25 protein-coding genes, 1 tRNA gene and 1 pseudogene are annotated in these 26,549 nt (G+C 64.4%); 17 read left to right on the top strand and 10 right to left on the bottom strand.

The annotated features are described in order from the left end of the window. Positions 1-753: 753 nt before the first annotated feature. A pseudogene (locus tag NRG74_RS24510) lies at positions 754-894 on the top strand (hypothetical protein); the annotation flags it as partial. A gap of 219 nt (positions 895-1,113) precedes the next feature. Beyond that, a complete protein-coding gene (locus NRG74_RS24515) occupies positions 1,114-1,827 on the top strand; it encodes a methyl-accepting chemotaxis protein (protein ID WP_437181176.1) in 714 nt (237 codons plus the stop codon). Positions 1,828-1,836: 9 nt separating this feature from the next. On the opposite strand, the gene NRG74_RS01785 is transcribed toward NRG74_RS24515, so the two are convergent. Genes NRG74_RS01785 through NRG74_RS01800 form a run of 4 tightly spaced genes read right to left on the bottom strand, consistent with a single transcriptional unit; the run spans position 1,837 to position 5,311 of the window. Continuing rightward, positions 1,837-2,571, bottom strand: a complete 735-nt coding sequence (locus NRG74_RS01785; protein ID WP_257705593.1) for a YciK family oxidoreductase — start codon at positions 2,569-2,571, stop codon at positions 1,837-1,839. Between the two features lie 8 nt (positions 2,572-2,579). After that, positions 2,580-3,251, bottom strand: a complete 672-nt coding sequence (gene mupP / locus NRG74_RS01790) for an N-acetylmuramic acid 6-phosphate phosphatase MupP (protein ID WP_184286353.1) — start codon at positions 3,249-3,251, stop codon at positions 2,580-2,582. 3 nt (positions 3,252-3,254) lie between these two features. Beyond that, positions 3,255-3,953, bottom strand: coding sequence for a bifunctional 2-polyprenyl-6-hydroxyphenol methylase/3-demethylubiquinol 3-O-methyltransferase UbiG (ubiG, locus tag NRG74_RS01795; RefSeq protein ID WP_059315629.1), 699 nt, complete (start codon positions 3,951-3,953; stop codon positions 3,255-3,257). 32 nt (positions 3,954-3,985) lie between these two features. Next, a complete protein-coding gene (locus NRG74_RS01800; RefSeq protein ID WP_257705594.1) occupies positions 3,986-5,311 on the bottom strand; it encodes a TRZ/ATZ family hydrolase in 1,326 nt (441 codons plus the stop codon). 118 nt (positions 5,312-5,429) lie between these two features. Between NRG74_RS01800 and mtnA the strand changes: the two genes are divergently transcribed. The 4 genes from mtnA to pheA all read left to right on the top strand — a co-directional run bounded on the left by mtnA (position 5,430) and on the right by pheA (position 11,744). Continuing rightward, positions 5,430-6,503 (top strand): S-methyl-5-thioribose-1-phosphate isomerase, encoded by a 1,074-nt coding sequence (gene mtnA / locus NRG74_RS01805; protein ID WP_257705595.1) that lies wholly within the window; start codon positions 5,430-5,432, stop codon positions 6,501-6,503. A gap of 233 nt (positions 6,504-6,736) precedes the next feature. After that, entirely contained in the window at positions 6,737-9,565 is a 2,829-nt protein-coding gene (gene gyrA / locus NRG74_RS01810) for a DNA gyrase subunit A (RefSeq protein WP_257705596.1), read from the top strand. Beyond that, positions 9,562-10,647: a 3-phosphoserine/phosphohydroxythreonine transaminase gene (gene serC, locus NRG74_RS01815; RefSeq protein ID WP_257705597.1), complete on the top strand. Its 1,086-nt coding sequence runs from the start codon at positions 9,562-9,564 to the stop codon at positions 10,645-10,647. The genes gyrA and serC overlap by 4 nt, the downstream gene beginning before the upstream one ends. A 2-nt stretch (positions 10,648-10,649) precedes the next feature. Further along, positions 10,650-11,744, top strand: coding sequence for a prephenate dehydratase (gene pheA / locus NRG74_RS01820; protein WP_017641992.1), 1,095 nt, complete (start codon positions 10,650-10,652; stop codon positions 11,742-11,744). A 25-nt stretch (positions 11,745-11,769) separates the two neighbouring features. Here pheA and NRG74_RS01825 read toward each other — a convergent pair whose 3' ends face one another. After that, on the bottom strand, positions 11,770-12,246 hold the full coding sequence (locus NRG74_RS01825; protein WP_257705598.1) for a DUF4124 domain-containing protein: 477 nt from the start codon (positions 12,244-12,246) through the stop codon (positions 11,770-11,772). Between the two features lie 288 nt (positions 12,247-12,534). Between NRG74_RS01825 and mgtE the strand changes: the two genes are divergently transcribed. Continuing rightward, positions 12,535-13,980, top strand: a complete 1,446-nt coding sequence (gene mgtE / locus NRG74_RS01830; protein WP_017641994.1) for a magnesium transporter — start codon at positions 12,535-12,537, stop codon at positions 13,978-13,980. 51 nt (positions 13,981-14,031) lie between these two features. On the opposite strand, the gene NRG74_RS01835 is transcribed toward mgtE, so the two are convergent. Further along, positions 14,032-14,346, bottom strand: a complete 315-nt coding sequence (locus NRG74_RS01835) for an Arc family DNA-binding protein (protein WP_007160462.1) — start codon at positions 14,344-14,346, stop codon at positions 14,032-14,034. A gap of 259 nt (positions 14,347-14,605) precedes the next feature. Between NRG74_RS01835 and NRG74_RS01840 the strand changes: the two genes are divergently transcribed. The 9 genes from NRG74_RS01840 to NRG74_RS01880 all read left to right on the top strand — a co-directional run bounded on the left by NRG74_RS01840 (position 14,606) and on the right by NRG74_RS01880 (position 22,916). Beyond that, positions 14,606-14,682, top strand: a tRNA-Arg gene (locus NRG74_RS01840). A gap of 245 nt (positions 14,683-14,927) precedes the next feature. Then, on the top strand, positions 14,928-15,950 hold the full coding sequence (locus NRG74_RS01845; RefSeq protein ID WP_026083951.1) for a glycosyltransferase: 1,023 nt from the start codon (positions 14,928-14,930) through the stop codon (positions 15,948-15,950). A 47-nt stretch (positions 15,951-15,997) separates the two neighbouring features. Then, positions 15,998-17,062 (top strand): FAD-dependent oxidoreductase, encoded by a 1,065-nt coding sequence (locus tag NRG74_RS01850; RefSeq protein ID WP_017641996.1) that lies wholly within the window; start codon positions 15,998-16,000, stop codon positions 17,060-17,062. Continuing rightward, a complete protein-coding gene (locus tag NRG74_RS01855; protein ID WP_257705599.1) occupies positions 17,043-18,674 on the top strand; it encodes a hypothetical protein in 1,632 nt (543 codons plus the stop codon). Before NRG74_RS01850 ends, NRG74_RS01855 begins: the two co-directional genes overlap by 20 nt. Before the next feature lie 5 nt (positions 18,675-18,679). Beyond that, positions 18,680-19,468 (top strand): pyridine nucleotide transhydrogenase, encoded by a 789-nt coding sequence (locus NRG74_RS01860; RefSeq protein ID WP_257705600.1) that lies wholly within the window; start codon positions 18,680-18,682, stop codon positions 19,466-19,468. Beyond that, positions 19,468-20,301, top strand: coding sequence for a sugar phosphate isomerase/epimerase family protein (locus tag NRG74_RS01865; protein ID WP_257705601.1), 834 nt, complete (start codon positions 19,468-19,470; stop codon positions 20,299-20,301). The genes NRG74_RS01860 and NRG74_RS01865 overlap by 1 nt, the downstream gene beginning before the upstream one ends. Then, positions 20,298-20,654: an SMR family transporter gene (locus NRG74_RS01870; RefSeq protein WP_007160456.1), complete on the top strand. Its 357-nt coding sequence runs from the start codon at positions 20,298-20,300 to the stop codon at positions 20,652-20,654. The genes NRG74_RS01865 and NRG74_RS01870 overlap by 4 nt, the downstream gene beginning before the upstream one ends. Before the next feature lie 13 nt (positions 20,655-20,667). Then, on the top strand, positions 20,668-21,516 hold the full coding sequence (locus NRG74_RS01875) for a glycosyltransferase family 2 protein (RefSeq protein ID WP_257705602.1): 849 nt from the start codon (positions 20,668-20,670) through the stop codon (positions 21,514-21,516). Positions 21,517-21,560: 44 nt separating this feature from the next. Next, complete coding sequence (locus tag NRG74_RS01880) at positions 21,561-22,916, top strand: MFS transporter (protein WP_017642001.1); 1,356 nt, start codon at positions 21,561-21,563, stop codon at positions 22,914-22,916. A gap of 42 nt (positions 22,917-22,958) precedes the next feature. On the opposite strand, the gene NRG74_RS01885 is transcribed toward NRG74_RS01880, so the two are convergent. The 4 genes from NRG74_RS01885 to flgA form a co-directional block, all read right to left on the bottom strand. Beyond that, positions 22,959-23,693 carry a flagellar brake protein gene (locus NRG74_RS01885; RefSeq protein WP_017642002.1) on the bottom strand — a complete coding sequence of 245 codons (735 nt, stop codon included), beginning with the start codon at positions 23,691-23,693 and terminating at the stop codon, positions 22,959-22,961. Positions 23,694-23,782: 89 nt separating this feature from the next. Further along, positions 23,783-24,250, bottom strand: coding sequence for a flagella synthesis protein FlgN (locus NRG74_RS01890; protein ID WP_257705603.1), 468 nt, complete (start codon positions 24,248-24,250; stop codon positions 23,783-23,785). 60 nt (positions 24,251-24,310) lie between these two features. Continuing rightward, complete coding sequence (gene flgM, locus NRG74_RS01895; protein ID WP_017642004.1) at positions 24,311-24,619, bottom strand: flagellar biosynthesis anti-sigma factor FlgM; 309 nt, start codon at positions 24,617-24,619, stop codon at positions 24,311-24,313. Between the two features lie 160 nt (positions 24,620-24,779). Continuing rightward, positions 24,780-25,508, bottom strand: coding sequence for a flagellar basal body P-ring formation chaperone FlgA (gene flgA / locus NRG74_RS01900; RefSeq protein ID WP_082900444.1), 729 nt, complete (start codon positions 25,506-25,508; stop codon positions 24,780-24,782). Between the two features lie 98 nt (positions 25,509-25,606). On the opposite strand from flgA, the gene NRG74_RS01905 reads away from it, so the two are divergent. Continuing rightward, the gene (locus NRG74_RS01905) at positions 25,607-26,539 is read left to right on the top strand and encodes a chemotaxis protein CheV (RefSeq protein ID WP_017642006.1); all 933 of its coding nucleotides are present in this window, start codon (positions 25,607-25,609) and stop codon (positions 26,537-26,539) included. The last annotated feature ends 10 nt before the right edge of the window (positions 26,540-26,549 follow it).

Raw genomic sequence — 26,549 nt, forward strand, 5'->3', positions numbered from 1 at the left:
GTCGAGCATCGCTTCGGTTCCCTGCGCGACATGGCGGCGATCAACCGGCAGGTGATGCAGGTGCGCGCCCTGGAGCAGGGCTTTCGCCTGAGTGGCGAGGCCGCCCAGGCCGAGCACCTGCGGCAGGCCCTGCCGGTGGTACTCGAGCGGTTGGGGCAGTTGCAGGCGGAGGTGGGCAATGCCAACGCTGCCGATGTCGATGCCGCCCGCGAGGCCACCAAGGCCTATGGTGCCGCCTTCGCCGACTTCGAGCGCCTCAATACCTCGCGCCGTCTGGCCATGGAAGGGGCGGCCTTCCTGGTGGAGGGCGCGGCCAACAGCCTGGATATCCTCCAGTCCGGTCTGCTGGATGACGGCGCCTATGCGCTCAAGGATTCCGCTGGCAAGCAGGGCGCCGAACTCCTGACCCTGTCGCAGCAGGTCGGCGAACTCTATCGCCTGATGCTCAAGAGCCTCGACGAAGCTCAGGCGCGGGCAGGCAAGAACACGGTGGATGACCAGCCCTTGCCCTCGGCCAGTGCCGCCCTCGAGCTGCTGGCCAAGGTGGAGCCGCAGCTGAGCGATCCGGCCTATTCCTCGGTCATCCAGGATGTCTCCACCAATATCAAGGAATTCATCCGCCGCCTGGGCGACTATGCCGCCGCCCTGGCCCAGGAGCAGACCGCCGGTGCGCGGATGACCAGCCTGGCCGAGGCCGCCGTGGAGCGGGTCGATGCCCTCTATGGGCAACAGGAAGCCGAGTTGCAGGCGATGATGACCAAGCGCCTGCTGACCATCGGCGGCGTTGCGCTGCTGGCGCTGATCGTCGGTGCCCTGGCCGCGCTGATCATCACCCTGGCCATTGTCCGCCCGCTGCGCAAGGTGATCGCTGCCGCCGAACGCATCGCCCAGGGCCAGCTGGATGTCGAGTTGACCGTGGATCGCGGTGACGAGATCGGCCAGCTGCAACGTTCCAGCGCCAGCATGGTGGCGGCGCTGCGCGGCATGGTTCTGCAACTGCAGAATGGCATCGGCCGGCTCGGCCAGTCCGCCGCGGCCCTCGCCGAGCAGGCCCGGGAGGCGCAACTGGGCGTGACCCGCCAGCGCGAGGAAACCGATCAGGTGGCGGCGGCCATGGCTGAATTGGCCGCCACCGCCCAGGGCGTCGCCGCGGACGCCGAGGCCGCCGCCGGTGCCGGCGACCAAGCCGAGCGCCAGGTCAGCGACGGCCAGGCGGTGATCGGCCGCAGTCTGGCCAATATCGAGACCTTGGGGGTGGACGTCCGGGCAGCTGCCGAGCGCCTCGAAGGCGTGTCCCACGACAGCCAGGCGATCAGCAGTGTGCTGGACGTGATCAAGGCAGTGGCCGAGCAGACCAACCTGCTGGCGCTCAACGCGGCCATCGAAGCGGCCCGCGCCGGTGAGCAGGGGCGAGGGTTTGCTGTGGTCGCCGACGAAGTCCGCGCCCTGGCGCGCCGTACCCAGCAGTCGAGTGTCGAGATCGAGCAGCTCATCGTGGTGTTGCAGAAGGGCAGTGGCGAGGCGGTCGCGCGGATGCAGCAGAGCGAGACCCTGCTGGCCGGTACCCTGGGCAGTGCCGGCGATACCCGGCGGGCCTTCGCCGGTATCGCCACGGCGGTGGCCAGCATCCAGCAGAAGAATCAGCAGATCGCCGCGGCGGCCTTGCAGCAGCGGGGCGTGGCCGAAGAGGTGGCGGTCAATGTCACCCGGATTCGCGACGGCGCCGATCAGTCCAGCCAGGCGATGGCGGCGACGGCGTCAGCCAGTCGGGAGCTGGCCGAGCTGGGCGACGAGCTCTCGCGACTGGTGCAGCGCTTCCACGTCTGACCGAACCCGCTACTGGGCGTTGAGCGCCTGCCCGGTGGTGCCTCGACTGTCGGGGCCGAGCAAGTAGAGATAGACCGGCAGGATGGCCTCCGGCGCGGGCACCCGGGCAGGATCTTCCTCGGGATAGGCCGCCGCGCGCATGGCGGTGCGGGTGCCGCCCGGGTTGACGCTGTTGACCCGGATGCCGGCTTCTCCAAGCTCCTCGGCCCACACCTGCATCAGGCCTTCGGTGGCGAACTTGGACACCGAATAGGCGCCCCAGCTGGCCCGTCCCTTGCGACCGACGCTGCTGGAGGTGAAGATCACCGAGGCCGCATCGGCGGCCCTGAGCAGCGGCAACAACGCCTGGGTCAGGGCGAAGCCTGCCTGGACGTTCACCTGCAGCACCTGCGCCAGGGCCGTGGCGGAGGTTTCTTCCAACGGCATCCGCGGTCCCAGCAGGCCGGCGTTGTGCACCAGGCCGTCCAGGCGGCCATGACCTCGCTGCAGGCGCTCCGCCACGGCGGCATAGGCCGCCGCGTCAGCCTGTTCCAGATCCAGTACCAAGGCCTCGGCCTGGCCACCACCGGCCTGGATCTCCTCGCACACCGCATCCAGCGCCGCGGCATCGCGACCCTGGAGGATGACCTTGGCACCCAGGGCCGCACAGCCCTTGGCCAAGGCGGCGCCGATGCCGCGGTTGGCGCCGGTGACGAGGATGACGCGGTCTTTCAATAGCTCGGCGGGAGCCTGGTAGTCGAACATCTGAACCTCTAGCAGCCGCACAGCGCGCGATCGAGCAGGGCGCGCAATTCCAGCGGGTGGTCGATGATGGCGTCGGCACCCCAGTGCTCGGGGTGGTCGTCCGGATGGATGTAGCCGTAGCGTGCCGCCACCGTCTTGCTGCCGGCGGCGCGGCCCGACTCGATGTCGCGCAGGTCGTCACCGATGAACAGGGCGGTCTGGGGATCGACATCCAGTTGCCGACAGGCCAGCACCACCATCTCCGGGTCCGGCTTGCTGTGCGTGACGTGATCCGGGCAGACCAGGCAGGCCGAGCGTTCGGCCAGGCCCAGGCGCTGCATGATCGGCTCGGCGAAGCGCACCGGCTTGTTGGTCACCACGCCCCAGCGCAGCCGGGCGGCGTCGAGATCGCGCAGGATCTCGTCCATGCCCTCGAACAGCCGGGTATGGACCGCGCAGTGCGTCTGGTAGCGTTCGAGAAACTCCAGGCGCAGGGGCTCGAGTTCGGTGCCCAGCGGGTCGACCTCGAAGCCGGCCAGGATCATGGCCTTGGCGCCACCGGAGATGACGCCGCGCAGGCGGGCTTCATCGGCGAGCGCGAGGCCCCTGTCCTGGCGCATGCCCTGGATGATGGCGATGAAGTCCGGCGCCGTGTCCAGCAGGGTGCCATCCATGTCGAATAGGACCGCTTGCAGACGCATGGCCTAGTCCTCGCGCTGGGTGCGCACCATGTAGTTCACCGTCACGTCGCCTTCCAGCTTGTATCTCTTGGTCAGCGGGTTGTAGGTGAGGCCGATGACGTCGCGCAGGTTGAGGCCGGCGGCACGGGCCCAGGCGCCCAGTTCCGAGGGGCGGATGAACTTGCGGAAATCGTGGGTGCCGCGTGGCAGCAGGCGCAGCACGTATTCCGCGCCGACGATGGCGAACAGATAGGCCTTGGGATTGCGGTTGATGGTGGAGAAGAACACCTGGCCGCCCGGCTTGACCAGGTCGTGGCAGGCCTTGATCACCGAGGAGGGATCCGGCACGTGTTCGAGCATTTCCAGGCAGGTCACGATGTCATAGGTGCCGGCGTGCTTGCGCGCGTGGTCCTCGGTGGTCTCCTGGATGTATTCCACCGGCACGCCGGACTCCAGCTGGTGCAAGCGGGCGACGGCCAGGGGCGCCTCGGCCATGTCGATGCCGGTCACCTGGGCACCACGTTGGGCCATGGCCTCACTAAGGATGCCGCCACCGCAGCCGACGTCCAGCACCTTCTTGCCGGCCAGGCCGGCGTGCTGGTCGATCCAGTTGACGCGCAGCGGATTGATGTCGTGCAGCGGCTTGAATTCGCTCTCGCGATCCCACCAGCGGTAGGCGAGGGCCTCGAACTTGGCGATCTCGGCGTTATCGACGTTGGACATGGGGTTCTCCAGAGGCAAGGGAGCGGGGCGCGTCAGGCGCCCTGCTGGATACGGGTGGCCCACTGCTGCGCATTGGCTATGAGTTCGGCCTCGTCCAGGCGCACGAGTTCGCTCTGGCGCAGCAGCGGCACGCCGCCGACCCAGACGTCGCTGACGCGGTCCCGGCCGGTGGCATAGATGAGTTGGGAAACGGGGTCGTAGAGCGGCTGCTGGGCAAGGCCGCTGAGGTCGACGGCGGTCAGATCGGCGGCCTTGCCGACTTCCAGCGAACCCAGGCAGCGCTCCAGGCCCAGGGCGCGGGCACCGTTCAGGGTCGCCATGCGCAGCGCGCGATGGGCATCCAGGGCAGTGGCCGAGCCGGCGACGGCCTTGGCCAGCAGAGCGGCGGTGCGGGTTTCGCCGAGCAGGTCGAGATCGTTGTTGCTGGCCGCACCATCGGTGCCGATGGCCACGTTGACGCCGGCCTGCCAGAGGCGCTCCACCGGGCAGAAGCCGCTGGCCAGCTTGAGGTTGGACTCGGGGCTGTGGATGACGTGGCTGTTGGTTTCGACCAGGTTTTCCAGATCCTCGTCGTCCACCTGGGTCATGTGCACGGCCTGGAAACGCGGACCGAGCAGGCCCAGGCGCCGCAGCCGGCTGAGCGGCCGCTCGCCGGTCTGCTCCAGCGCCTGTTCCACCTCGAAGGCGGTCTCGTGCACGTGCATCTGGATCGGTGCCTGCAGCTGCTCGGCCAGCACCAGGATCTCTTCGAGCTTGGCGTCGGCCACGGTATAGGGCGCATGGGGACCGAAGGCCACGCTGATGCGCTCGTGCAGCTTCATGTCGTCGAACAGCTCCAGGCCACGACGGATCATGTCGTCCGCCGTGCGGGCGCCGGGAATCGGGAAGTCGAGGATCGGCAGGCAGACCTGGGCGCGCACGCCAGTGCGATGGATCGCCTCGCAGGCCACCTGGGGATAGAAGTACATGTCCGAGAAGCAGGTGATGCCGCCCCGGATCTGCTCGGCGATGGCCAGGGTGGTGCCGTCGCGGACGAAATCCTCGTCGACCCAGCGGCCTTCGGCCGGCCAGATGTGATCCTGCAGCCAGGTCTGCAGCGGCAGGTCGTCGGCCATGCCGCGAAACAGCGTCATGGCGGCGTGACCATGGGCATTGATCAGCCCGGGGATCAGCACCTTGCCCGGCAGCTCCAGGGTTTCCTTCGCCGGCTGGCGCAGGGCCTCGGCGCGCGGGGCGAGCAGGGCGATGCAGCCATCGCGCACCCCCAGGGCGTAATCGCGCAGGACCACCCCGGCAGGCTCCACCGGCACGATCCAGCTGGGGAGCAACAAGAGGTCCAGGGGCGCGGGGGTGGGCATCGGCGACGATTCCAAGAGGGGCGAGCCGGCAGTATAGCGGTCCTTGTGGCGCTACCGCTAAATCCGCGCGCCGATGCCGGTATACTGGCGGGCTACAGATTCAGGTCGAGGAGAGATCATGCGAGAGCGTCTGCTGGCGGCGGAAAAGATCAAGGCGATCGACTGGCGGGACGGTGCCCTGCACCTGCTCGACCAGCGCCTGTTGCCGCTGCGCGAACACTGGGTCGCCTGTCACAGCGCCGCCGAGGTGGCCCAGGCCATCCGCGACATGCTGGTGCGTGGCGCGCCCGCCATCGGCATCAGCGCCGCCTATGGCGTAGTGCTGGGCGCCCGGCAGCGCGCCGCGGCGGGTGAGGACTGGGAGGAGACCGTCAGCGCCGACTTCGAGCTGCTGGCGGCGTCGCGGCCCACCGCGGTCAACCTGTTCTGGGCGCTCAACCGGATGCGCGAGCGTCTGACGCGCGCGACCGGGGAAGGCGCCCTGGCGGCGCTGGAAGCCGAGGCGGTGGCCATCCACCTGAGCGATCGCGAAGCCAACCTGACCATGGCCCAGCTGGGCGTCGAACTGATCCGCAAGCACGACGCCAGCAAGCAGACCTTCCTCACCCACTGCAATACCGGCGCCCTGGCCACCGGCGGCTTCGGCACCGCTCTGGGCGTGTTGCGCGCGGCGCACCTGGACGGCCTGGTGGAATGCGTCCACGCCGACGAGACCCGCCCCTGGCTGCAGGGCTCGCGCCTGACCGCCTGGGAGCTGGCCGGGGAGGGCATTCCGGTCAGCCTCAACGCCGATGCCGCCGCGGCGCACCTGATGAAGACGCGCAACGTCGCCTGGGTGATCGTCGGCGCCGATCGCATCACCGCCAATGGCGACGTGGCCAACAAGATCGGCACCTACAACCTGGCGGTCATCGCCATGCACCACGGGGTGCGCTTCATGGTGGTGGCGCCCAGTTCCACCATCGACATGAAGCTCGCGTCCGGTGACGACATCCCCATCGAGGAGCGCGCCGGTCACGAGTTGCTGGAAGTGGGCGGGCAGCGCATCGCCGCCGGCGTGGACGCCTTCAATCCGGTGTTCGACGTCACCCCGGCCGATCTCATCGACGCCATCGTCACCGAGCGCGGCGTGGTGGAGCGCCCGGACGCCAAGAAGATGGCCGAGTTGATGAATCGCCGACGCCTGCATTGAGGTGATCGCCAGGGGCGGATACCTCCCTGAATGTGTTAGAATTTCGCTCTTTGCACAGGCTTTGTTCGAAAGCCCTCGGCAGGCGGTGATGCAGTGCTGAAAACCGGTCGGGGCGCCCTTTGCGCCGCTGGTGACGGGCGCCGCCAGACGGGCTTTCGCCTCTCCTATATCAGGCTCGGCCGACGTGCGGACGAGCCCTAGCGCTTTTCAGATCAGAAGGAACCAGGCTTCTCATGGGTGAACTGGCCAAAGAAATCCTCCCGGTCAATATCGAAGACGAGTTGCGGCAGTCGTATCTCGACTACGCGATGAGCGTCATCGTCGGCCGGGCCTTGCCGGATGTGCGTGACGGCCTCAAGCCGGTGCACCGGCGCGTGCTCTACGCCATGAGCGAGCTGGGCAACGACTGGAACAAGCCGTACAAGAAATCCGCCCGTGTGGTGGGTGACGTCATCGGTAAGTACCACCCCCACGGCGACACCGCCGTCTACGACACCATCGTGCGGATGGCCCAGCCCTTCTCGCTGCGCTACATGCTGGTGGACGGCCAGGGCAACTTCGGTTCGGTGGACGGCGACAACGCCGCGGCCATGCGTTACACCGAAGTGCGGATGTCCAAGCTCGCCCACGAGCTCTTGGCCGACCTGGACAAGGAAACCGTCGACTGGGTGCCCAACTACGACGGTACCGAGCAGATCCCGGCGGTGATGCCCACGCGCATCCCCAACCTGCTGGTCAACGGTTCCAGCGGCATCGCGGTCGGCATGGCCACCAACATCCCGCCGCACAACCTCGGCGAAGTGATCGATGGCTGCCTGGCGCTGATCGAAAACAGCGAGCTGACCGTCGACGACCTGATGCAGTACATCCCCGGTCCGGACTTCCCGACTGCGGGCATTATCAACGGTCGTGCCGGCATCATCGAGGCCTATCGAACCGGTCGTGGGCGCATCTACGTACGGGCCCGCGCCGAGGTCGAGGACATCGACAAGAGCGCCAATCGCCAGCAGATCGTCATCACCGAGCTGCCCTACCAGCTCAACAAGGCACGGCTGATCGAGAAGATCGCCGAGCTGGTGAAAGAGAAGAAGATCGAAGGCATCACCGAGCTGCGCGACGAGTCCGACAAGGACGGCATGCGCGTGGTCATCGAGCTGCGTCGTGGCGAAACCCCCGAGGTGGTGCTCAACAACCTCTACGCCCAGACCCAGCTGCAGACGGTGTTCGGCATCAACGTGGTGGCCCTGCTCGACGGCCAGCCGCGGACCCTGAACCTCAAGGAACTGCTGGAAGCCTTCATCCGTCACCGCCGTGAAGTGGTGACCCGGCGGACCGTCTACGAACTGCGCAAGGCGCGCGAGCGTGGCCACATCCTCGAAGGCCAGGCGGTCGCCCTGTCCAACATCGATCCGGTCATCGAGCTGATCAAGAGCTCGCCGACCCCGGCCGAAGCCAAGGAACGCCTGATCGCCACGCCCTGGGAATCCAGCGCGGTACGCGAGATGGTCGAGCGCGCCGGCGCCGATTCCTGCCGTCCGGACGAATTGCCCGAGCAGTATGGTCTGCACGAGGGCAAGTACCACCTTTCGCCGGAACAGGCCCAGGCCATCCTGGATCTGCGTCTGCACCGCCTGACCGGCCTGGAGCACGAGAAGCTCATCGCCGAGTACCAGGAGATCCTGCTGCAGATCGGCGAACTGATCCGCATCCTGACCAACCCCGAGCGGCTGATGGAAGTCATCCGCGAGGAGCTGGAAAAGGTCAAGGCCGAGTTCGGCGACAAGCGTCGCACCGAAATCATCGCCTCCCAGGTGGACCTGACCATCGCCGACCTCATCACCGAGGAAGACCGCGTCGTCACCATCTCCCACGGCGGCTATGCCAAGTCCCAGCCGCTGCACGCCTACCAGGCCCAGCGCCGGGGCGGTCGCGGCCGTTCGGCCTCGGCGGTCAAGGAAGAGGACTACATCGAGCACCTGCTGGTCGCCAACAGCCATACCACCCTGTTGCTGTTCTCCAGCCTGGGCAAGGTCTACTGGAAGCGTACCTACGAGATCCCCGAGGCCTCCCGCGCCGCCCGCGGCCGGCCGCTGGTCAACCTACTGCCGCTGGCCGAAGGCGAGCGCATCACTGCCATGCTGCCGGTCGATCTGGAAGCCGTGCGCCAGCAGGCGCCGATCGGTGAAGAGGACCTGGGCGAGCAGGACGACAACCTGGACATCGAAGACGCCGTGCTGGTGGAAGACGAGGTCGAAGGCGAAGAGGGCGAGCTCCTCGACGCCGAGCAGGACGAGCCCACCGGTGCCTACATCTTCATGGCCACCCGCAACGGCACCGTGAAGAAGACCCCGCTGGTGCAGTTCAGCCGTCCGCGCAGCAACGGCCTGATTGCCCTGAAGCTAGAGGAGGGCGACAGCCTGATCGCCGCCGCCATCACCGACGGTGCCCGCGAAGTCATGCTGTTCTCCGACGGTGGCAAGGTCATCCGCTTCAAGGAGCGCCATGTGCGCACCATGGGCCGTACCGCCCGCGGCGTGCGCGGCATGCGTTTGGCCGAGAACCAGCGGTTGATTTCCATGCTGATCCCCGAGCCGGGCGCCGAGATCCTGACCGCCAGCCTTAATGGCTTCGGCAAGCGCACCGCCATGGCCGAATACCCGCAGCGTGGTCGCGGTGGTCAGGGCGTGATCGCCATGGTCATCAACGAACGCAACGGTCCCCTGATCGGTGCCATCCAGGTACTGGACGGCGAAGAGATCATGCTGATCTCCGACCAGGGCACCCTGGTGCGTACCCCGGTCGAGGGCATCTCCCGTACCGGCCGTAACACCCAGGGCGTGACCCTGATCAAGCTCGGCAAGGGCGAGAAACTGGTGGGCCTGGAGCGGGTGCAGGAGCCTTCGGTGGACGAAGAGCTGCTGGACCACGAAGCCGAACTGGACGACGAACTGCTCGACAAGGAATTGCCGGTCGACAGCCACGAGCCGGGCCAGGACGATGTGCTGCCCGGTGCCAGCGACGTGCCGAGCGACGACCTTCCGAACGAGGATGACGAGCGATGAGCAAGCGTGCCTACAACTTCTGCGCCGGCCCGGCGGCCCTGCCCGAAGCTGTGCTGCGCCAGGCCCAGGCCGATCTGCTGGATTGGCAGGGCCGTGGCCTGTCGGTAATGGAGATGAGCCACCGCGGTGAAGACTTCACCGCCATTTCGAGCCAGGCCGAGGCCGATCTGCGCGAGTTGCTGGCCATTCCCAGCAACTACAGGGTGCTGTTCCTGCAGGGTGGCGCCAGCCTGCAGTTCGCCCAGCTGGCGATGAACCTGCTGCCCGAGGGCGGCACCGCCGACTACATCGACACCGGCATCTGGTCGCGCAAGGCCATCGAGCAGGCGCAGCACTATGGCACCGTCAACGTCGCTGCCAGCGCCAAGGGCTACGACTACTTCGCCATTCCGGCGCAGAGCGAATGGCAGCTGTCAAAGGACGCCGCCTACGTTCACTACACCCCCAACGAGACCATCGGCGGCCTGGAATTCGACTGGATTCCGGATGTGGGCGACGTGCCCCTGGTGGCGGATGCCTCTTCCGACATCCTCTCGCGCCCGCTGGACGTCTCGCGTTTCGGGCTGATCTACGCCGGCGCGCAGAAGAACATCGGGCCCAGCGGCCTGGTGGTGGTGATCGTCCGCGAAGACCTGCTGGGTCGCGCCCGCGCCGCCTGCCCGACGCTGCTGGACTACAAGGTCGAGGCCGACAACGGCTCCATGTACAACACCCCGGCCACCTTCTCCTGGTACCTGTCGGGCCTGGTGTTCAAGTGGCTGAAGGAGCAGGGCGGTCTGCCCGCCATGGAGCGCCTGAATCGCCAGAAGAAGGAGCTGCTGTATGGCTTCATCGACGCCAGCGACTTCTACAGCAACCCCATCGCCAAGAACGACCGTTCCTGGATGAACGTGCCCTTCCGCCTGGCCGACGAGCGCCTGGACAAGGCCTTCCTGGCAGGCGCCGAGGAACGTGGCCTGCTGTATCTGCAGGGGCACCGTTCGGTGGGCGGTATGCGCGCCTCCATCTACAACGCCGTCACCCTGGAAGCCGTCCAGGCGCTGGTGACCTATCTGGCCGAATTCGAGAAGGAGCACGGCTGATCATGTCGGAACACGAGCTCAAGGCCCTGCGCCTGCGGATCGACAGTCTGGACGAACGCATCCAGGAGCTGATCAGCGAACGTGCCCGCTGCGCCCAGGACGTGGCACGGGTCAAGATGGGGACGCTGGCGGAGGGCGAAAAGCCCGTGTTCTACCGACCCGAGCGCGAGGCCCAGGTGCTCAAGCGGGTGATGGAGCGCAACGGCGGTCCGGTCCGCGACGAAGACATGGCGCGGCTGTTCCGCGAGATCATGTCCTGCTGCCTGGCCCTGGAAGAGCCGCTGCACGTGGCCTACCTCGGCCCGGAAGGCACCTTCTCCCAGGCCGCGGCGCTCAAGCACTTCGGCAAGGCCGTGGTGACGCGGCCTATGGCGGCCATCGACGAGGTCTTTCGCGAGGTCGCCGCCGGCGCCTCCAACTTCGGCGTGGTGCCGGTGGAGAACTCCACCGAAGGGGCGGTCAACCACACCCTGGACAGCTTCCTCGAGCACAACCTGTCGATCTGCGGCGAGGTGGAGCTGCGCATCCACCACCACCTGTTGATCGGCGAGAACACCAAGGCCGACAGCATCACCCGCATCTATTCCCATGCCCAGTCGCTGGCCCAGTGCCGCAAGTGGCTGGACTCCTACTACCCGAGCGTCGAGCGGGTGGCGGTGGCCAGCAACGCCGAGGCGGCGCGGCGGGTGAAGGGGGAGTGGAACAGCGCGGCCATCGCCGGCGACATGGCGGCCTCGCTCTATGGCCTCACCCCGGTGCAGCAGAAGATCGAGGATCGCCCGGACAACTCCACGCGCTTCCTCATCATCGGCAATCAGGACGTGCCGCCCAGTGGCGACGACAAGACCTCCATCATCGTCTCCATGCAGAACAAGCCGGGTGCCCTGCACGAGTTGCTGCTGCCGTTCCACACCAACAACATCGACCTCAGCCGGATCGAGACGCGGCCTTCGCGCAGCGGCAAGTGGACCTACGTCTTCTTTATCGATTTCCTCGGCCACCAGGCCGATCCGCTGATCCGCGACGTGCTGGAGCGCCTGTCCACCGGCGCCGTGGCGCTCAAGGTCCTTGGCTCCTATCCCCGCGCCGTGCTCTGACGGCGCCCTCGATCGGCTGCGTGCGTCAGCGTCGACGCACGCAGCCGTGCTCGTCGAAGGTCACCAGGCGCGAGCGTTCCTTGCGCTGGCGTCCGTCGTAGTGATAGCGGGTCAGGGTATCCAGCTGGGAAATCCGCCGCGGTTGTCCCAGGGCGTTCTCCACGTCCGCTCGGCTCATGCCGACCCTGACCTGTCCGCGGATGATCGCCTGCCGCTTCTCGCTGGCGCTGAGCCGATCACCGCACCCATCCGTCTTGGCGGCTACCACGGTTGGCGCACGCGAGACCTCCTTACGGGGTGCGGCTTTGGGTTTCGCCATCAGGGTGGGCCTGGCGCCACCCGGACGGGGGTTGTCCGCGCGTTGCAGTCTGCTGTCGCTGTCCGAAGCGCAGCCGCTGGCGGAAAAGGTGAGGTGGCCGCTGGCATCTTCGCAGCGATAGACCGTGGCCGAGTGGGCCGGGTCGCAGCCCAGCAACAGGCCGAGCACGAGCAGCTTCTTCATGGGACGTCCTCCTTGACGTAGGCCTCCAGCTTAGCGAAGTAAAGGTCGCTGCACGAGAACCAAAATCGCCGTCTCGATACCCTGCCAAAGCCCTTGCAAATAGCTGTTTTGAAACCCTTTTGCCTTCGCACCGGCAACCGGTCCGGTGTATCATCCCCGCCGTCAGCCCCGCCGGGGCAGTGGTCATCCCCCCTTATGGACTTACCCAGTCAACACTCAATCGCCTTTTTCGTCCCGTTGTTGAGATAGGGTTCGTCGGTGCGCTCCGCCGGCGGGCCGGAGTGCGCTATGACCGTAGTGAAAGAAGCAGACATCAGAAAGCCCCACGAGACGCTGCAGGAGCGGCTCGCCCAGGTCGTCGAGTTGCTGGAGCGCTACGACCTCGCTGTCGAGGCGCGTGAAGACCAGGACCGCGCCCCCGTAGCCCCCGCCGATATTCCCGAAGAAGGACTCGAAGAGCTGCGTGCCCGCCTAGACGAGCTGCACCCGGCCGACGTCGCCTTCATTCTCGAAGCCCTGCCGCAAGAAGATCGTCTGACCGTCTGGGGGCTGGTCAAGACCGAGCGTGATGGCGAGATCCTACTGGAAGTCTCGGACGCCGTCCGCGAGACGTTGATCGCCGACATGGACGATCAGGAAATCCTCGCGGTGGCCGGCCAGCTCGACGCCGACGAACTCGCCGATCTGGCCGCGGACCTGCCGCGCGATGTCGTCCATGAGCTCATGGACGCCCTGGACGCCCAGCAGCGCGAGCGGGTGCGTTCCGCGCTGTCCTACGAAGAGGATCAGGTCGGTGCCCTGATGGACTTCGAGATGGTCACCATCCGCGACGACGTCGCTCTGGAAGTGGTGCTGCGCTACCTGCGCCGGCTCAAGGAGTTGCCCGACCACACCGACAAGCTGTTCGTGGTCGATAACGACAGCATCCTCAAGGGTGTGCTGCCGATCAAGCGATTGCTGGTCAACGATCCGGACAAGCTGGTGGTCGAGGTCATGGCCAAGGAGGCGGTGGCCTTCCATCCGGATGGCGACGCCTATGACGCGGCCCAGGCCTTCGAACGTTATGACCTGGTCTCGGCCCCGGTAGTGGACAAGAACGGCAAGCTGATCGGTCGTCTCACCATCGACGAGATGGTCGATCTGATCCGCGAGGAAAGCGAAAGCGAAGTCCTCAACATGGCCGGTCTGCGCGAAGACGAAGACGTCTTCGCCTCGGTGTGGAAGTCTGTGGGCAATCGCTGGACCTGGCTGGCCACCAACCTCATCACCGCCTTCATCGCTTCGCGCGTCATCGGGCTCTTCGAGGGTTCGATCGAGAAGCTGGTGGCCCTTGCCGCGCTCATGCCCATCGTGGCCGGTATCGGCGGCAACTCGGGCAATCAGGCCATCACCATGATCGTCCGCGCCATGGCGCTGGGGCAGATCAGCGTCACCAGCACCACGCGGCTGCTGCGCAAGGAAATGGGCGTCGCCCTGTGCAATGGGGTCATCTGGGGTGGGGTGATAGGGCTGGTGGCCTTCTATCTCTACAGCAGCTGGTCACTGGGCCTGGTGATGATGGGCGCCATGACTCTCAATCTGCTGTTGGCGGCCTTCATGGGGGTGCTGATTCCCATGACCCTGCAGCGCTTCGGTCGCGACCCGGCCATGGGCTCGAGCGTACTGATCACCGCCGTGACCGACAGCGGCGGCTTCTTCATCTTCTTGGGACTCGCCACCCTGTTCCTGATGTAGGGCAGGGCGGACCGCAACGGGCTGCCCAGGTGCGGGGCAGCCCGGACGCCGTCAGGAGGCGGCGTCGATGTCGTGGGCGATCAGCGAGATCAGGGCATTCTGCTGTCGACCCGAGAGTTGCCGAAAGCGCTGCAGCAGTTCCCGCTCACTGGCGGTGATCTCCGGACTGTCCAGGCGAAGCCCGGGTTCGTCGCCTAGGGCGCCCTCTTGCTGCAAGCTCTGCTCGAGGCGCGCGATGATCTCGGAGTTCATGCTGCGATGATGGTTGCGGGCCACATCCGCGATGCGCTCTCGCATGCCCTCGGGCAGACGCACGACGAATTTGTCAGCGGTACGGCTTGAGTAGGATCTAATGGCCTGGGTCATTGAGGTACTTCATCTGGAGTCAAAAATCAGTGAAGGCGTAAGCCCTCGTCTCGTTCCGCTAGCACTCACGGCACCTTGGACTCTGTAACGACCTGTCCCTAGGCGTCTGTTTTTATTGACGTCAATTTACCGACGTACTGGGCAAATTGCAAAGCTAACGAAGAACTTCCTTCCTCTGCCAGCCTTGCATGCCCGCCTGGATCAGCCGAGCTGGAACATGACAAACGGTTCGCTGCTCGTTAACATGAGTCCCTTTCCTGTCTCAGTAGCTCAATTGGATAGAGCATCCCCCTCCTAAGGGGAAGGTTGGTGGTTCGACCCCACTCTGGGACACCAGATTCCTTTCCAGTACCTCTCCTCGCGGCCCGACGCCGTCAAGCACCCTTGCCGAACCGTTACAGCAGTTCGGAGGATAGGGCAAAAACAGCGACCTTGTCCGACTTCCAGGCTCTTCCAGCAGCGATTTGTGGTTGTGATCACAGCGTAGAGCAGCAGAAGAAAACCTGTCGAATTTATCTGTACTCTCCGTTGGCTAACCGTCTGCATTGCATGAATCTGGAGCGCCTCTGGAGGTTCGCGTCATGGCCTTTTATCCCGTCCTACTTTCAGTCGTCTTCGTCGTTCGTAATCAGGCAACCGAGTTGCAAAACGTGCTTGAGCGCGCCGCAACTGTCATCGGTCCCTTGGTAAGTGATTACGAACTTATCATCGTCGACAACGCCTCCTCTGATGACAGCGTAGCTCGATTAAAGCAACTCACCAGTATCAATGGCCTGCCCAATCTGCAGGTATATGCCCTGACCAAGGAAGTGGATTCGGATACCGCCGCCTGGGTGGGGTTGGAAAATGCCCTGGGCGACTTCGCAGTCGTCATAGATCCGGAAACCGATGACATCGCCTTCCTGCCCGACATGTTGCAACAGGCAGCCGGTGGGGTAGACGTGGTCTTTGCCAACAATCAGCAGAAAGTTCGGCAGACTCTGTCTTACAGCCTTTGCTCCAATGGCTTCAACAGTCTCTACAAGAGATTCAACGGGGTGGATCTGGCCAAGGACGCGCCCCAGTTCCGAATGCTCAGCAAGAAGGTCATCAACTACATCCTGCGCCATCCCGCGCCGGCGTTGACCTACCGGCATCTACCCGCCACCGCAGGGTTCTCGCGCATCAACCTCGAATACAGCATGCCGCCGCGCAGCACCAAGCCCAAGCGGCTGTCCGGCAGTTTCGATCGGGGTGCTCGACTGCTGGTGTCCTCCACCCGCAAGCCCATGCGCATGGTCAGTTTCCTGTCCATCGTGGGGGCCCTGTCCAATCTGCTCTATTCCATCTACGTCATCGCCATCGGCGTGTTCAAGGATGACGTGGCACCCGGCTGGGTGACGATTTCATTACAGCAGTCCGGCATGTTCTTTCTCATTTCGCTGGTCCTGCTGGTGCTTGGCGAATATGTCCTGCAGTTGACCCACAGAGTCAACGAAGGGCCGCTCTATCATGTCGCCCAGGAGTTCACCAGTGCGGTCATGACGCGGCGCGACAAGCTCAATGTCGAAGTGGTGCAGGGCGGTAATGCCGCAAGGCCGGCTACTCAATCCGGCATGGCCTGACGATCATGAGAGATGCGATCGTCATAGGTGGCGGATTCTATGGGGCCATGACGGCCCTGTATCTCATGCGGGTGAGAGGCTTTGCGAAAGTCACGCTGATCGAAAGGGAAGAGGGGCTGTTGAAGCGCGCCTCTTATCATAATCAGGCTCGGGTTCATAACGGCTATCACTATCCCCGCAGTTTCGTCACGGCCTTTCGCAGTCGGGTCAACTTGCCGCGCTTCCTGCGCGACTATCCCGATGTGGTGGTGCGGGACTTCACCAAGTTGTATGCCATCGCCCGCAACAACTCCAAGGTGACGGCCAAACAGTTCGAGCGTTTCTGCCAGGGTATCGAGGCTTCCTTACAGCCCGCACCCGAAGAATTAAGTCGACTGTTCGACGACCGATTGATCGAGTCGGTGTATCTCACCGAGGAATATGCCTTCAACTCCGCGGTGCTCGCCGCGGAAGTCGGTCGTGAACTCGATGCCGTCGGCGTGGAGTTGCGCTTCAAGAGTCGAGTAACGGCGATCCGTGGTGAAACCGGTGGTCTGGGCGTGGAGGTGGTGGACGAAGCGGGCGGGCAGGAGGAGATGCACTGCCGCTATCTCTTCAACTGCACCTACAGCGGTCTTAACCAGTACGGCGGTGATTTCCCCGGTACCACCACGCGTCTGCGTCACGAGATCACCGAGATGGCCCTGGTGGAGATGCCTCCGGAGCTGCGCAATCTCGGCGTGACGGTCATGGATGGTCCGTTCTTTTCCATGATGCCCTTCCCGGCGCGCGGTCTGCACACCCTGTCCCATGTGCGCTACACCCCGCACCTCAACTGGGAAGACGCCAATGGCACCGATCCCTATGCGCTGCTCGACGACTACGACCGTGCCTCGCGGGCGGACTGGATGGTGCGGGATGTGGCCCGCTACATGTCGGCGGCGGCACGGGTGGAATACCGGGATTCGCTGTTCGAGGTGAAGACCATCCTGATGAAGAACGAAGGGGACGACGGCCGTCCCATCCTCTTCGAACAACACCCCCAGTTGCCCGGCTGCTATTCGATGCTGGGCGGCAAGATCGACAACATTTTCGATGCCTTGGAGCGCCTCGATGCCGAACCCTTCCACTGAAGCGACACCCAGGGGGGTGTCCGGCGTCGCCGGTTTCATCAGCGTTCTGGCCTTTTCCATCATCAACTTCTTTCTGTTCGGCAAGGGCGTCATTCTCGACCCCTTCCACCAGGGGGAATATTTCGCCACGCTGCCGACGCTGCTGCACAGTCAGCCGGGCGCCCATGCCTTCACCATCCATGGCGGGCTGGATTTCATCCCGGTATGGCTGGCGCAGACCTGGTTCGGCGCCCAGCACACCTTCCTGGTGACCCAGATCCTCTATGGCCTGTGCAACACCGGCGCGGCCTTGCTGCTGTGGGGCACGGCGGTATTGCTGTGCCCCGTGCCCAAGGGCCGCGCGCGCCTGATCCTACTGGTCGCCGTGGGTGCCCTGGCGACCCAGGTGGTGGGCTATCGCGATCTCTTCCTGCTGTTGTCGCTGTTCCTGTTCTGCCTGCATCGCAAGGTGGAGACCACGCCGCGACGCCTGGTGTGCGAGGTGTCGCTGGGGCTGGCGGCGGGCTTCAATCTGTTCTGGTCCTATGACCGCGGCATCGCCGGGGTGCTGGCCATCGGCTCGGCGGTAGTACTCGCCTTGTTGCTGCAACGGCGGCATCTGCTATCGATCCTGAGTTTCGCGGCGACCATTGCCTGGCTTGGCTTTGGTACCGATTTCTTCGCCCTGACCGACTACGTCAAGAACCTGACCTTCCTGCTGGAAACCTCTTCCCAGTGGGGCTATGGCCTGAGCGCCCGTCCTCTGGCGCTGAGCTTGCTCCTGGTAGTGCCCACGGCCCTGGCAGGTTTCGCCCTGATCCGCTGCCTGCCCTGGCCGTGGCGTTGGAGCGAAGACCTGCCGCTGATTGGCGCCCTGGCGGTGCTGCTCGCGATCTTCTTCAAGATCGGGGTCAATCGCGCGGACTTTCAGCATATCCAGATGGGTTTCTGGGTGCCCTTGCTGAGCCTGCTCTATGCCGCCCGTCGGCAGCGCCTTGCGCGCAATGGCGGCTGGGATCTCTCGGCCCATCCACGGGCGGCAGCAGCCGCCATTGTGGCTTCCGTACTGCTCGGGCTGGTCGGGCTTAATCCCTCACCGTTCTTCGCGGTGTTGCTGGCGGGTGCCCTGCTGGCCTTCAGCCGGCGGCTGCTGGTGCCGGCATTGGCGGCGCTGCTGGTGCTGCTCGCTGCTTTCAATCTGTACAAATCGCCGGTGGAGCGGGTGTGGGCCCAGGGGCTCGCCTGGGTGCCAGCGCTGACCGCCTTGCCGGATGACGCGGCGCTGGCGACACCCGGGGTGCAATGGGCTTCGCGCCGTCTGCAGGAAAGTGGCGCCCAGTGCGTGTTCGACCTGGCCAACAACGGGGTCATCAACGGGGTGACCGATCTGCCGGCCTGCACCAAGTACATCTATCCGGTCTATGCCACGCCGCCCTACGAGGCGGACCTGCTCAGCGATCTGCAGCACGCCGATCCGCCGGCGGTGGTGTATTCGACGACCTTCTGGTCGTTCAACCTGAACAACATTTCCATGCACGACAAGTTTCCACGACTCAAGGCCTACCTGGACGCGCGATATCCCGTCGAGGAGTGCCAAGTGGACTATTGCCTGAGATTCAAGACCAAGGGGTGAGCAACATGAAGACCGACGCATTGATAGGGTACAGCGGCTTCGTAGGGTCGACGCTGCTCAAGCAGAAGGCCTTCGGCGCGCTGTTTCGCTCCACCAATATCGACCAGATCGGCGACCAGCCCTATGGCCAGGTCATCTGCGCCGGTGCCCCCGCGCAGAAATGGATCGCCAACCGCGATCCTGAGGCCGATCGCCAGAAGATCGATGGCCTGATCGATCATCTCTCGCGGATCCAGTGTGATTCCTTCGTGCTGATCAGCACCGTGGATGTCTTCAACCAGCCACTCGGCGTGGATGAAACCACCGCGGTGGACGAAGAGGGGCTGCACGCCTATGGCGCCAATCGCTATCGACTGGAACAGTTCGTCCGTGAGCATTTCGCCAAGGCGCTGATCGTTCGCCTGCCGGGCCTGGTCGGGCCGGGGCTGCGCAAGAACGTGATCTACGACCTGCTCAACGACAACAACCTGCACGCGGTGGAAAGCCGCGGCGTCTTCCAGTTCTATCCGATGGTCAACCTGGGTTATGACATCCAGACCGCCCAGGCGGCCGGGCTGGAGCTGGTGCACCTGACGGCCGCGCCCATCAGCGTGGCGGACATCGCCCGTCAGGGCTTTGGACGCGAATTCGGCAACACCCTGGACGGTACGCCCGCGCGCTACGATTTCCGCAGCGTGCATGCCGAGGTCTTCGGCGGCCGTGACGGCTACCAGTACAGCGCACGCGACACCCTGCTCGCGGTACGGGCTTACGCCCAGTCGGAACCTCCGGTCATCAAGGCGGAGGGTCAGTGATGCGCATCGCCATTTCCAATATCGCTTGGGACGTGGCCGACGACGCCATGGTCGCCGAGATCCTGCAACAGCATCGAGTGGATGCCATCGACATCGCCCCCGGCAAGTATTTCGCCGATCCCAAGACGGCCACCGCCCAGGAGATCCAGGCAGTGCGGCAGCAGTGGCAGGCCCGGGGTATCGAGATCACCGGCATGCAGGCGCTACTGTTCGGTACCACGGGACTCAACGTCTTCGGTAGCGACGACATCCAGCGTGCGTTGCTGGCGCAGCTGGAAGGCGTCTGCCGGGTGGCCGAGGGCCTGGGGGCAACGCGCCTGGTATTCGGCTCGCCGCGCAATCGCGATCGCTCCGGGCTGAGCGACGAAGAAGCCCTGGTGCAGGCACGCGACTTCTTCCGCCGTCTGGGCGATGTGGCCACGGCCCATGGCGTGCAGATCTGCCTGGAGCCGAATCCGCCGCGCTATGGCGCCAACTTCATGACCGACAGCGAATCCACCGCCGCTGTGGTGCGCGCCGTGGAGCATCCGGCGATCCGCATGCAACTCGACACCGGCGCCCTGACCATCAACGAGGAAGATGCCGCACGGGTGCTCGAAGAGCATGCCGAACTGATCGGTCATGTCCATGCCAGCGAGCCGGATCTGGTGACCCTGGGGGAGGGTGGTACCAACCACGACGGCATCGCCTTCGCCCTGACCCGGCGGCTGCCGGAGCAGGTGGTCAGCATCGAGATGCTGCCGGCCAAGCAGGGCTCCAACCTGGCCGCGCTGGAGCGTGGCGTTCAGGTCGCGGTCAAGGCCTATCGTGAGCTGCCGGAGGCCGCGGCATGAAGTGGCTGATCCTGATCCTGGGCATCGCTTCCAACGCCTCGGCGAGCGTGCTGGTGAAGCTGGCCATGTTGCCGCCGCGCCGCTTTCCCAGTCTGAGCGATCCCATGGGTGCCCTGGCCAACTGGCCGTTCTGGCTGGGGCTGTTCATGTATGGCCTGGCCTTTCTGCTGTACGCCGCCGCCCTTGCCAAGCTGCCGCTGAACGTGGCACATCCGGTGCTGACGGCCGGCGCCATCGCCAGCGTCGCCCTGCTGTCGGTGGTGATCTTTCGCGAAGCCTTTCCCTGGACCACGGCGGCAGGCATCGTCCTGATCATCGCCGGCGTCGCCCTCATCACGGCCCGTGTCGGTTGAACCTGGAGGACCTATGACTACTGCAATTCCCGCCACCGAGCGCGCCCTCTGGCAGGTGCCCAGCTATTCGACGACCTTCTGGAACGGTCGCAGCCGTCCGCACTGCGTGGTGATTCCGGTCATCAACGAAGGCGAGCGGATCCTCAACCTCCTGCGGCGCATGGCGGCGGTCAAGATCGCCGACATCGCCGATGTGATCATCGTCGACGGTGGCAGCACCGATGGCTCGCTGGAGCCGCAGCGGCTGCAGGAACTGGGCGTCCGCGGGCTGCTGGTCAAGACCGCATCGGGCAAGCTCAGCTCCCAGTTGCGCTGCGCCTATGCCTTCGTGCTCGACGAGGGTTATACCGGCATCGTGACCATCGATGGCAACGACAAGGACGATCCGGACGCCATCCCGCGCTTCATCGACGCCATCGAGCAGGGCTACGATTTCGTCCAGGCCTCGCGCTTTCTGGCCGGCGGTGTGGCGGAGAACACGCCCAAGTCCCGCGACTTCGCCATTCGCTTCATCCATGCGCCCATGCTGAGCCTGGCCTCGGGTTTCCACTGGACCGACACCACCCAGGGTTTCCGCGCCTACAGCCGGGCCATGCTGCTGGATCCGCGGGTGGCGCCGTTCCGCGACGAGTTCACCACCTACGAGTTGTTGGCCTATCTTTCCTATCGGGTACCGAAATTGGGCTATCGCTGCGTGGAACTCCCCACCGTGCGGCGCTATCCGAAGGGCGAGGTACCCACCAAGATCAGCAGCGTCAGAGGTAATCTGTCGGTGCTGCAGGTACTGATGAAGGCCTGTGCAGGCCACTACAACCCACGCCTGGGCGAGGACGCCCAGCTGGCGGCGCAACGACGAAGCTGATCCCGTCGCGCTTGCCGGGTGCGCAAGAGACGATGGAGTAGGCAATGGTGCGTGTGCTGTCGGCGTTTCGCGGGCTCTATTTCGCGACGCTGTTGATGTTGATCGGGACCGGTCTGCTGAGTACCTATCTGGGGCTGCGACTGGCCGCCGATCAGGTGCAGGGACTCTGGGTCGGTGCCCTGACCGCCGCCTATTACGCGGGACTGGTGATAGGCGGCAAGCTCGGGCATCGGCTGATCGCCAAGGTCGGCCATATCCGTGCCTATGTGACCTGCGCCGGCGTCGTCGGCGCCGCGGTGCTGGGCATCGGCTTGCTGCCCTGGCTACCGATGTGGCTGGCGCTCAGGGTGCTCATCGGCATGGGCATGATGTGTCAGTACATGGTGCTGGAAAGCTGGCTCAACGAGCAGGCCGGCCCTGGCGAGCGCGGCAAGGTCTTTTCCGGCTACATGACCGCCTCCTATCTCGGCCTGGCGCTGGGCCAAGTGGTGCTGGTGGTCTCGCCCGATCTGGGCGTCGACAAGCTGATGCTGGTCGCCATCTGCTATGCCCTGTGCCTGGTGCCAGTAGCGGTCACCGGCAAGATCCACCCGGCGCCGCTCAAGCCTGCGCCGCTGGAACCCACGTTCTTCATCCAGCGGATTCCGCAGTCGCTGACCACCACCCTGGTGGCGGGACTGGTGATCGGCTCCTTCTATGGTCTGGCGCCGCTCTATGCCAGCGCCCAGGGCCTGCCTACCGAACGCATCGGCCTATTCATGGCCTGTTGCATCTTTGCCGGCCTGATCGCCCAGTGGCCGATTGGCTGGCTCTCGGACCGCCATGATCGCAGCTGGCTGATCCGGGTGGTGGCCATCGCCCTGACCCTGGCTGCGCTGCCGCTGGCCGTGCTGCCCCATGTGCCGCCGGTGGTGCTGCTCCCCCTCGGCCTTATCGCCAGCCTGCTGCAATTCGTGCTCTATCCGCTGGCGGTGGCGCTGTCCAATGACCATATCGAGGGGGAGCGGCGGGTATCCCTGAGTGCCATGCTGCTGGTGACCTTTGGCATCGGTGCCTGTATCGGTCCGCTGGTGGTGGGGGCTCTGATGAATCTGGTCGGGCCCAACATGCTCTATGCCTTCGTCGTGCTCTGCGGCGCGATCCTGATCTGGCGCATCCGTCCGGATGCGGTCACCGGCAAGCACCTGGTCGACGAGGCGCCGCTGAGTCATGTGCAGATGCCCGAAGGATCGACCAGTTCACCGCTAGCGGCGGCCCTGGATCCCCGCGTCGACAGCCAGGTGGTGCAGGAGCAGATGCACAGCGAGCCGGTGGTGGAGGAAGAACCTGCCGAGGAGGGGGCACCTCTGCAGGAGGAGATCGAGTTCCCGCAGAACCCAGCTGAGCCCAAGGCGACTTGAGAGGTGGAGGAGGGCGCCCAGTAGTCGTGGGCGTCCGGTCGGTCACTCGAAGCGACGATTTTCTCGCTGCAACTGATAGATGAAACGCTCGATCTGACGCTGCGCAGCGCCCGTCAGGCTGTTGAAGCAGACACCGACGTCGCTGAATTCCATACGCTCCGTGCAGGCCACGTGGCGAATGGTCACCGGGGTATTGATGGCCCCAATGGGCAGTTCGGCGGTAAAGCTCTGCACCTGCTGACCCGGCTGCAGCAGATGGGTGACATTACCGGGAAAGCGCAGCTTGCAGCCCGTGGCTGACAGGTCGATCAACTGGCCGCGCAACTGGATCTGGCTGCTGCCCTGACTCAGTTCTGCAGTGGCGGGCTGGGTCAACAGCAACTTGACCCGATAGGCATTGCGCCGCTGGTGATAGGTGAGCTCCGCGGGCAGGCCGATCCAGTAGCACCGCGTGCCGTCCAGTTCGCTGAACTCGACCGGACGGTCGATCTGCCAGGTGACCTTGATACCTTCGTGAAAGCTGTCCACCCGAAAGGACTGACCTTGCTCCAGCAGGCGTTCGGCCTCACGGGGAATGAATTCGTCCAGCGCGATCAGGCCCTTGGCTTCGTCGATCTCGACGACGAAGCTCTGGAATTGCTGCCCTTGGCGATTGAAGGTGATCCGCAGCGGGATGTGCTGCTGTTGCGCCGGCCGCAGACACGCCAGGATCTCGCCCTTGGAGCGATAGACCTGGGGGGGTTGGGGGGCATTGTCGCTAGCGGAAGAGCCTTGCACCTGGAAACTCCTGTAAACAGCGGTCAGCAAGGATAATGGCTAACGGCCAGCTGTACAGCGAAAAACGCGCTGTGAGAAAAATCCACTGCTCACGCCGAGCTCAGCGGGCGCTGATAGCCACCGCCGGTCTGGTTACCGCGACGGTTGTACAGCGTGGGCGCCGAGGTACCCTGCAGCACATTCAGCAACTTGCCCACCACGAAACGATTGGCCTGGATGATTTGGCCATTGCGGACGTTATGGGCTTTGCATTGCTCCATGAGCTGCGCGAGCTGACTGGAGAGAGCCAGCAGTTCCTCGCCATCGGGCTGTCGGGCGGCATAGGCCTGCAAGCCCGGCAGATCCGCCCGCAAACCCTGAGCCTGAAGCAGGACGGTGCGCTGCTGGGCATGCTGGTCGAGCTGCTTGAGCAGGATCTGCTTGGGGCCCAGCAGCGCTTCCAGCCGATCGAGCTGGCGCTCACTCAAGGCTTGGAACTCCTGCTCGATCAGAGCCAGCAGTTGTTCGCTCAGGTCGATGTCGTGGCGGGTGATGTCGAGCAAGGTAGCACTGGGCATGGCGCGGTTTCCGTTCGAACGTTAACGGCGATCGTCAGAAGGGCCATGCCGAACCGGGCGTCAGGACTCGAACGCCATCAGCTTGTCGGCCACCTTCTGGCTGTCGACCTTGTATGAGCCATCGGCGATGGCCTGTTTCAGGCGGCTGACCTTGTCGCTGTCGACCACCGGCAGATCCTTGAGCCCTGCGGTCAGGGAACTCAGTTGCTTGGCTTCAGCGCTCAAGCTCACCGACTCGCCGGAGGCGGTGCCTTGGGTGGCCTTGACGTCGCTGGTCTGAGCCGTGGATACGTCCTTGGTAGAGGCAGCCTTGGTGTTGCCTATGCCTGCAGTAGAGGACGAATTCAGGCGATTGATATCTAGAGCCATGAGTGGAGATCCTCGTGTCGTCTCGTTCGCATATCCGGCTTATCGGCGTGCTGAGCCGAAACTTTAGCCGTAGACCTGTGCGCCGTGTCACATCCTTCGACAGGATGGCACGCAGAGGTTCAGGATGCGGACGTTCAAGGTACTCCTTTTGCCGCTCTCGCTAAAGCGCTACCTCCACCTGCCCCTGATCGACCACCCGACCGCGGATCACCCGGTTCGAACTCAGGTTGCGTACGCGGATTTCCTCGTCCTTGGCGCCCGCGCTGAGGGCTTCGCCCTGCATGCGAATGCTGAAGGAGGCGCTACGGGCATTGATGACCACCTGTTCACCCTTGCGAATGAGTTCTGCTTGCTCGATAAAGGAAGGCGCCATGACCTGCCCGCTGACCACCTGGCGTTTCAGTTGGGTCCCCAGCACCTGTTCCAGGCTGGTCAGATAACCCTGGGTCAGGGTGCCGACGTCTCGCTCCACCAGGGCCACGTTCTGGTCATCCAGCACCGCACCGCGCAGCAGGGGCTGCAGGGTAACCACCACGGGCCGATACAGCTTGACCTGGACCGGCACGAACACCGTCCAGGGACTGCTGCCTTCGCAGCGGACCTTGATGTTGATCCGGCCCACCGGCGTGGGGTTGCCTTGCTGTGAAAGCGTCAGGGGTTTGTCGCAGGCCGCCAGGCGTAACCGGGGATCCAACGAGTTGATCTGATTTTCGTGGCGTGCGTTGGAACTGGTCTCCAGCAAATATTCCTGCACGCGCTCCTCAAGAAAACTTTCGACAGCGCCGATAAGTTCGTCAGATGAGGTGTAGTCGCCTTCTGCATAGGCCTTTCCGCCCAGGCATGTCAGGATCAACACAAGATTCGCAGCCCAGCGGCAAGAGGTTTTCATAGGTCGGAAACACGTCGCTTCGATCTTCATGAGTCACATCTAAGCAAGCCCTGTGCCGAGTTTTTCAACCGGTCTGTGGCAACGAGAGGAGTCGCCAAATGGCTGGTGTATTGGACGCAGTCAACCAACGTACCCAACTGGTGGGCCAGAACCGTCTGGAACTGCTGCTGTTCCGCCTGGACGGCTCGCAGCTCTACGGCATCAACGTCTTCAAGGTGAAGGAGGTGCTGCAGTGCCCCAAGCTCACCGTGATGCCGAAATCGAGTCCGGTGGTACGAGGCGTGGCCAGCATTCGTGGCGGCACCTTTCCCATCATCGACCTGGCCATGGCCACCGGTCGCCGCGGGTTGCCGGACATCAACAATTGCTTCGTGATCATTACCGAGTACAACACCAAGGTGCAGGGCTTTCTGGTGCGTTCGGTGGAGCGCATCGTCAACATGAACTGGGAAGGCATCAACCCGCCGCCCAAGGGCACCGGGCGTGATCACTACCTTACCGCCGTTACCCGCGTCGACAACCAGCTCGTCGAGATCATCGACGTGGAGAAGATCCTGTCCGAAGTGGCGCCTTCCGTCGAAACGGTGTCGGCCGGCGTCATCAGCGAAATGGTACAGGCCAAGGCCGTCACCAAGCGCGTCCTGATCGTCGATGACTCCTCGGTGGCGCGCAAGCAGGTGAGCCGCTGCCTGGAAACCGTCGGGGTAGAGGTCATTTCCCTCAACGACGGTCGTCAGGCGCTGAACTACCTGCAGGCCATGGTGGCTGAAGGCAAGCGCCCGGAAGAGGAATTGCTGATGATCATTTCCGACATCGAGATGCCGGAAATGGACGGCTACACCCTGACGGCGGAAATCCGTCATGATCCGCGGATGCAGAAAGTGCATATACTGCTGCATACCTCCTTGTCCGGCGTCTTCAACCAGGCGATGGTCAAGAAGGTCGGTGCGGACGACTTCCTGGCCAAGTTCCGTCCCGATGATCTTGCCTCCCGGGTAGCCGAGCGCATCAACGCGGTCGACAGTCACTAGGTGAAGGCGT

Origin of the sequence: Pseudomonas oryzihabitans, from assembly GCF_024652905.1 — a bacterium.
Taxonomy (GTDB): Bacteria; Pseudomonadota; Gammaproteobacteria; order Pseudomonadales; family Pseudomonadaceae; genus Chryseomonas; species Chryseomonas benzopyrenica.

What these genes read in the sequence shown, in the direction of transcription:
- NRG74_RS24515 (WP_437181176.1), top strand. Translation starts at nt 1,114, where the DNA reads ATGGCTGAATTGGCCGCCACCGCCCAGGGCGTCGCCGCGGACGCCGAG.
- NRG74_RS01785 (WP_257705593.1), bottom strand. Translation starts at nt 2,571, where the DNA reads ATGTTCGACTACCAGGCTCCCGCCGAGCTATTGAAAGACCGCGTCATC.
- mupP (WP_184286353.1), bottom strand. Translation starts at nt 3,251, where the DNA reads ATGCGTCTGCAAGCGGTCCTATTCGACATGGATGGCACCCTGCTGGAC.
- ubiG (WP_059315629.1), bottom strand. Translation starts at nt 3,953, where the DNA reads ATGTCCAACGTCGATAACGCCGAGATCGCCAAGTTCGAGGCCCTCGCC.
- NRG74_RS01800 (WP_257705594.1), bottom strand. Translation starts at nt 5,311, where the DNA reads ATGCCCACCCCCGCGCCCCTGGACCTCTTGTTGCTCCCCAGCTGGATC.
- mtnA (WP_257705595.1), top strand. Translation starts at nt 5,430, where the DNA reads ATGCGAGAGCGTCTGCTGGCGGCGGAAAAGATCAAGGCGATCGACTGG.
- gyrA (WP_257705596.1), top strand. Translation starts at nt 6,737, where the DNA reads ATGGGTGAACTGGCCAAAGAAATCCTCCCGGTCAATATCGAAGACGAG.
- serC (WP_257705597.1), top strand. Translation starts at nt 9,562, where the DNA reads ATGAGCAAGCGTGCCTACAACTTCTGCGCCGGCCCGGCGGCCCTGCCC.
- pheA (WP_017641992.1), top strand. Translation starts at nt 10,650, where the DNA reads ATGTCGGAACACGAGCTCAAGGCCCTGCGCCTGCGGATCGACAGTCTG.
- NRG74_RS01825 (WP_257705598.1), bottom strand. Translation starts at nt 12,246, where the DNA reads ATGAAGAAGCTGCTCGTGCTCGGCCTGTTGCTGGGCTGCGACCCGGCC.
- mgtE (WP_017641994.1), top strand. Translation starts at nt 12,535, where the DNA reads ATGACCGTAGTGAAAGAAGCAGACATCAGAAAGCCCCACGAGACGCTG.
- NRG74_RS01835 (WP_007160462.1), bottom strand. Translation starts at nt 14,346, where the DNA reads ATGACCCAGGCCATTAGATCCTACTCAAGCCGTACCGCTGACAAATTC.
- NRG74_RS01845 (WP_026083951.1), top strand. Translation starts at nt 14,928, where the DNA reads ATGGCCTTTTATCCCGTCCTACTTTCAGTCGTCTTCGTCGTTCGTAAT.
- NRG74_RS01850 (WP_017641996.1), top strand. Translation starts at nt 15,998, where the DNA reads ATGACGGCCCTGTATCTCATGCGGGTGAGAGGCTTTGCGAAAGTCACG.
- NRG74_RS01855 (WP_257705599.1), top strand. Translation starts at nt 17,043, where the DNA reads ATGCCGAACCCTTCCACTGAAGCGACACCCAGGGGGGTGTCCGGCGTC.
- NRG74_RS01860 (WP_257705600.1), top strand. Translation starts at nt 18,680, where the DNA reads ATGAAGACCGACGCATTGATAGGGTACAGCGGCTTCGTAGGGTCGACG.
- NRG74_RS01865 (WP_257705601.1), top strand. Translation starts at nt 19,468, where the DNA reads ATGCGCATCGCCATTTCCAATATCGCTTGGGACGTGGCCGACGACGCC.
- NRG74_RS01870 (WP_007160456.1), top strand. Translation starts at nt 20,298, where the DNA reads ATGAAGTGGCTGATCCTGATCCTGGGCATCGCTTCCAACGCCTCGGCG.
- NRG74_RS01875 (WP_257705602.1), top strand. Translation starts at nt 20,668, where the DNA reads ATGACTACTGCAATTCCCGCCACCGAGCGCGCCCTCTGGCAGGTGCCC.
- NRG74_RS01880 (WP_017642001.1), top strand. Translation starts at nt 21,561, where the DNA reads ATGGTGCGTGTGCTGTCGGCGTTTCGCGGGCTCTATTTCGCGACGCTG.
- NRG74_RS01890 (WP_257705603.1), bottom strand. Translation starts at nt 24,250, where the DNA reads ATGCCCAGTGCTACCTTGCTCGACATCACCCGCCACGACATCGACCTG.
- flgM (WP_017642004.1), bottom strand. Translation starts at nt 24,619, where the DNA reads ATGGCTCTAGATATCAATCGCCTGAATTCGTCCTCTACTGCAGGCATA.
- flgA (WP_082900444.1), bottom strand. Translation starts at nt 25,508, where the DNA reads ATGAAAACCTCTTGCCGCTGGGCTGCGAATCTTGTGTTGATCCTGACA.
- NRG74_RS01905 (WP_017642006.1), top strand. Translation starts at nt 25,607, where the DNA reads ATGGCTGGTGTATTGGACGCAGTCAACCAACGTACCCAACTGGTGGGC.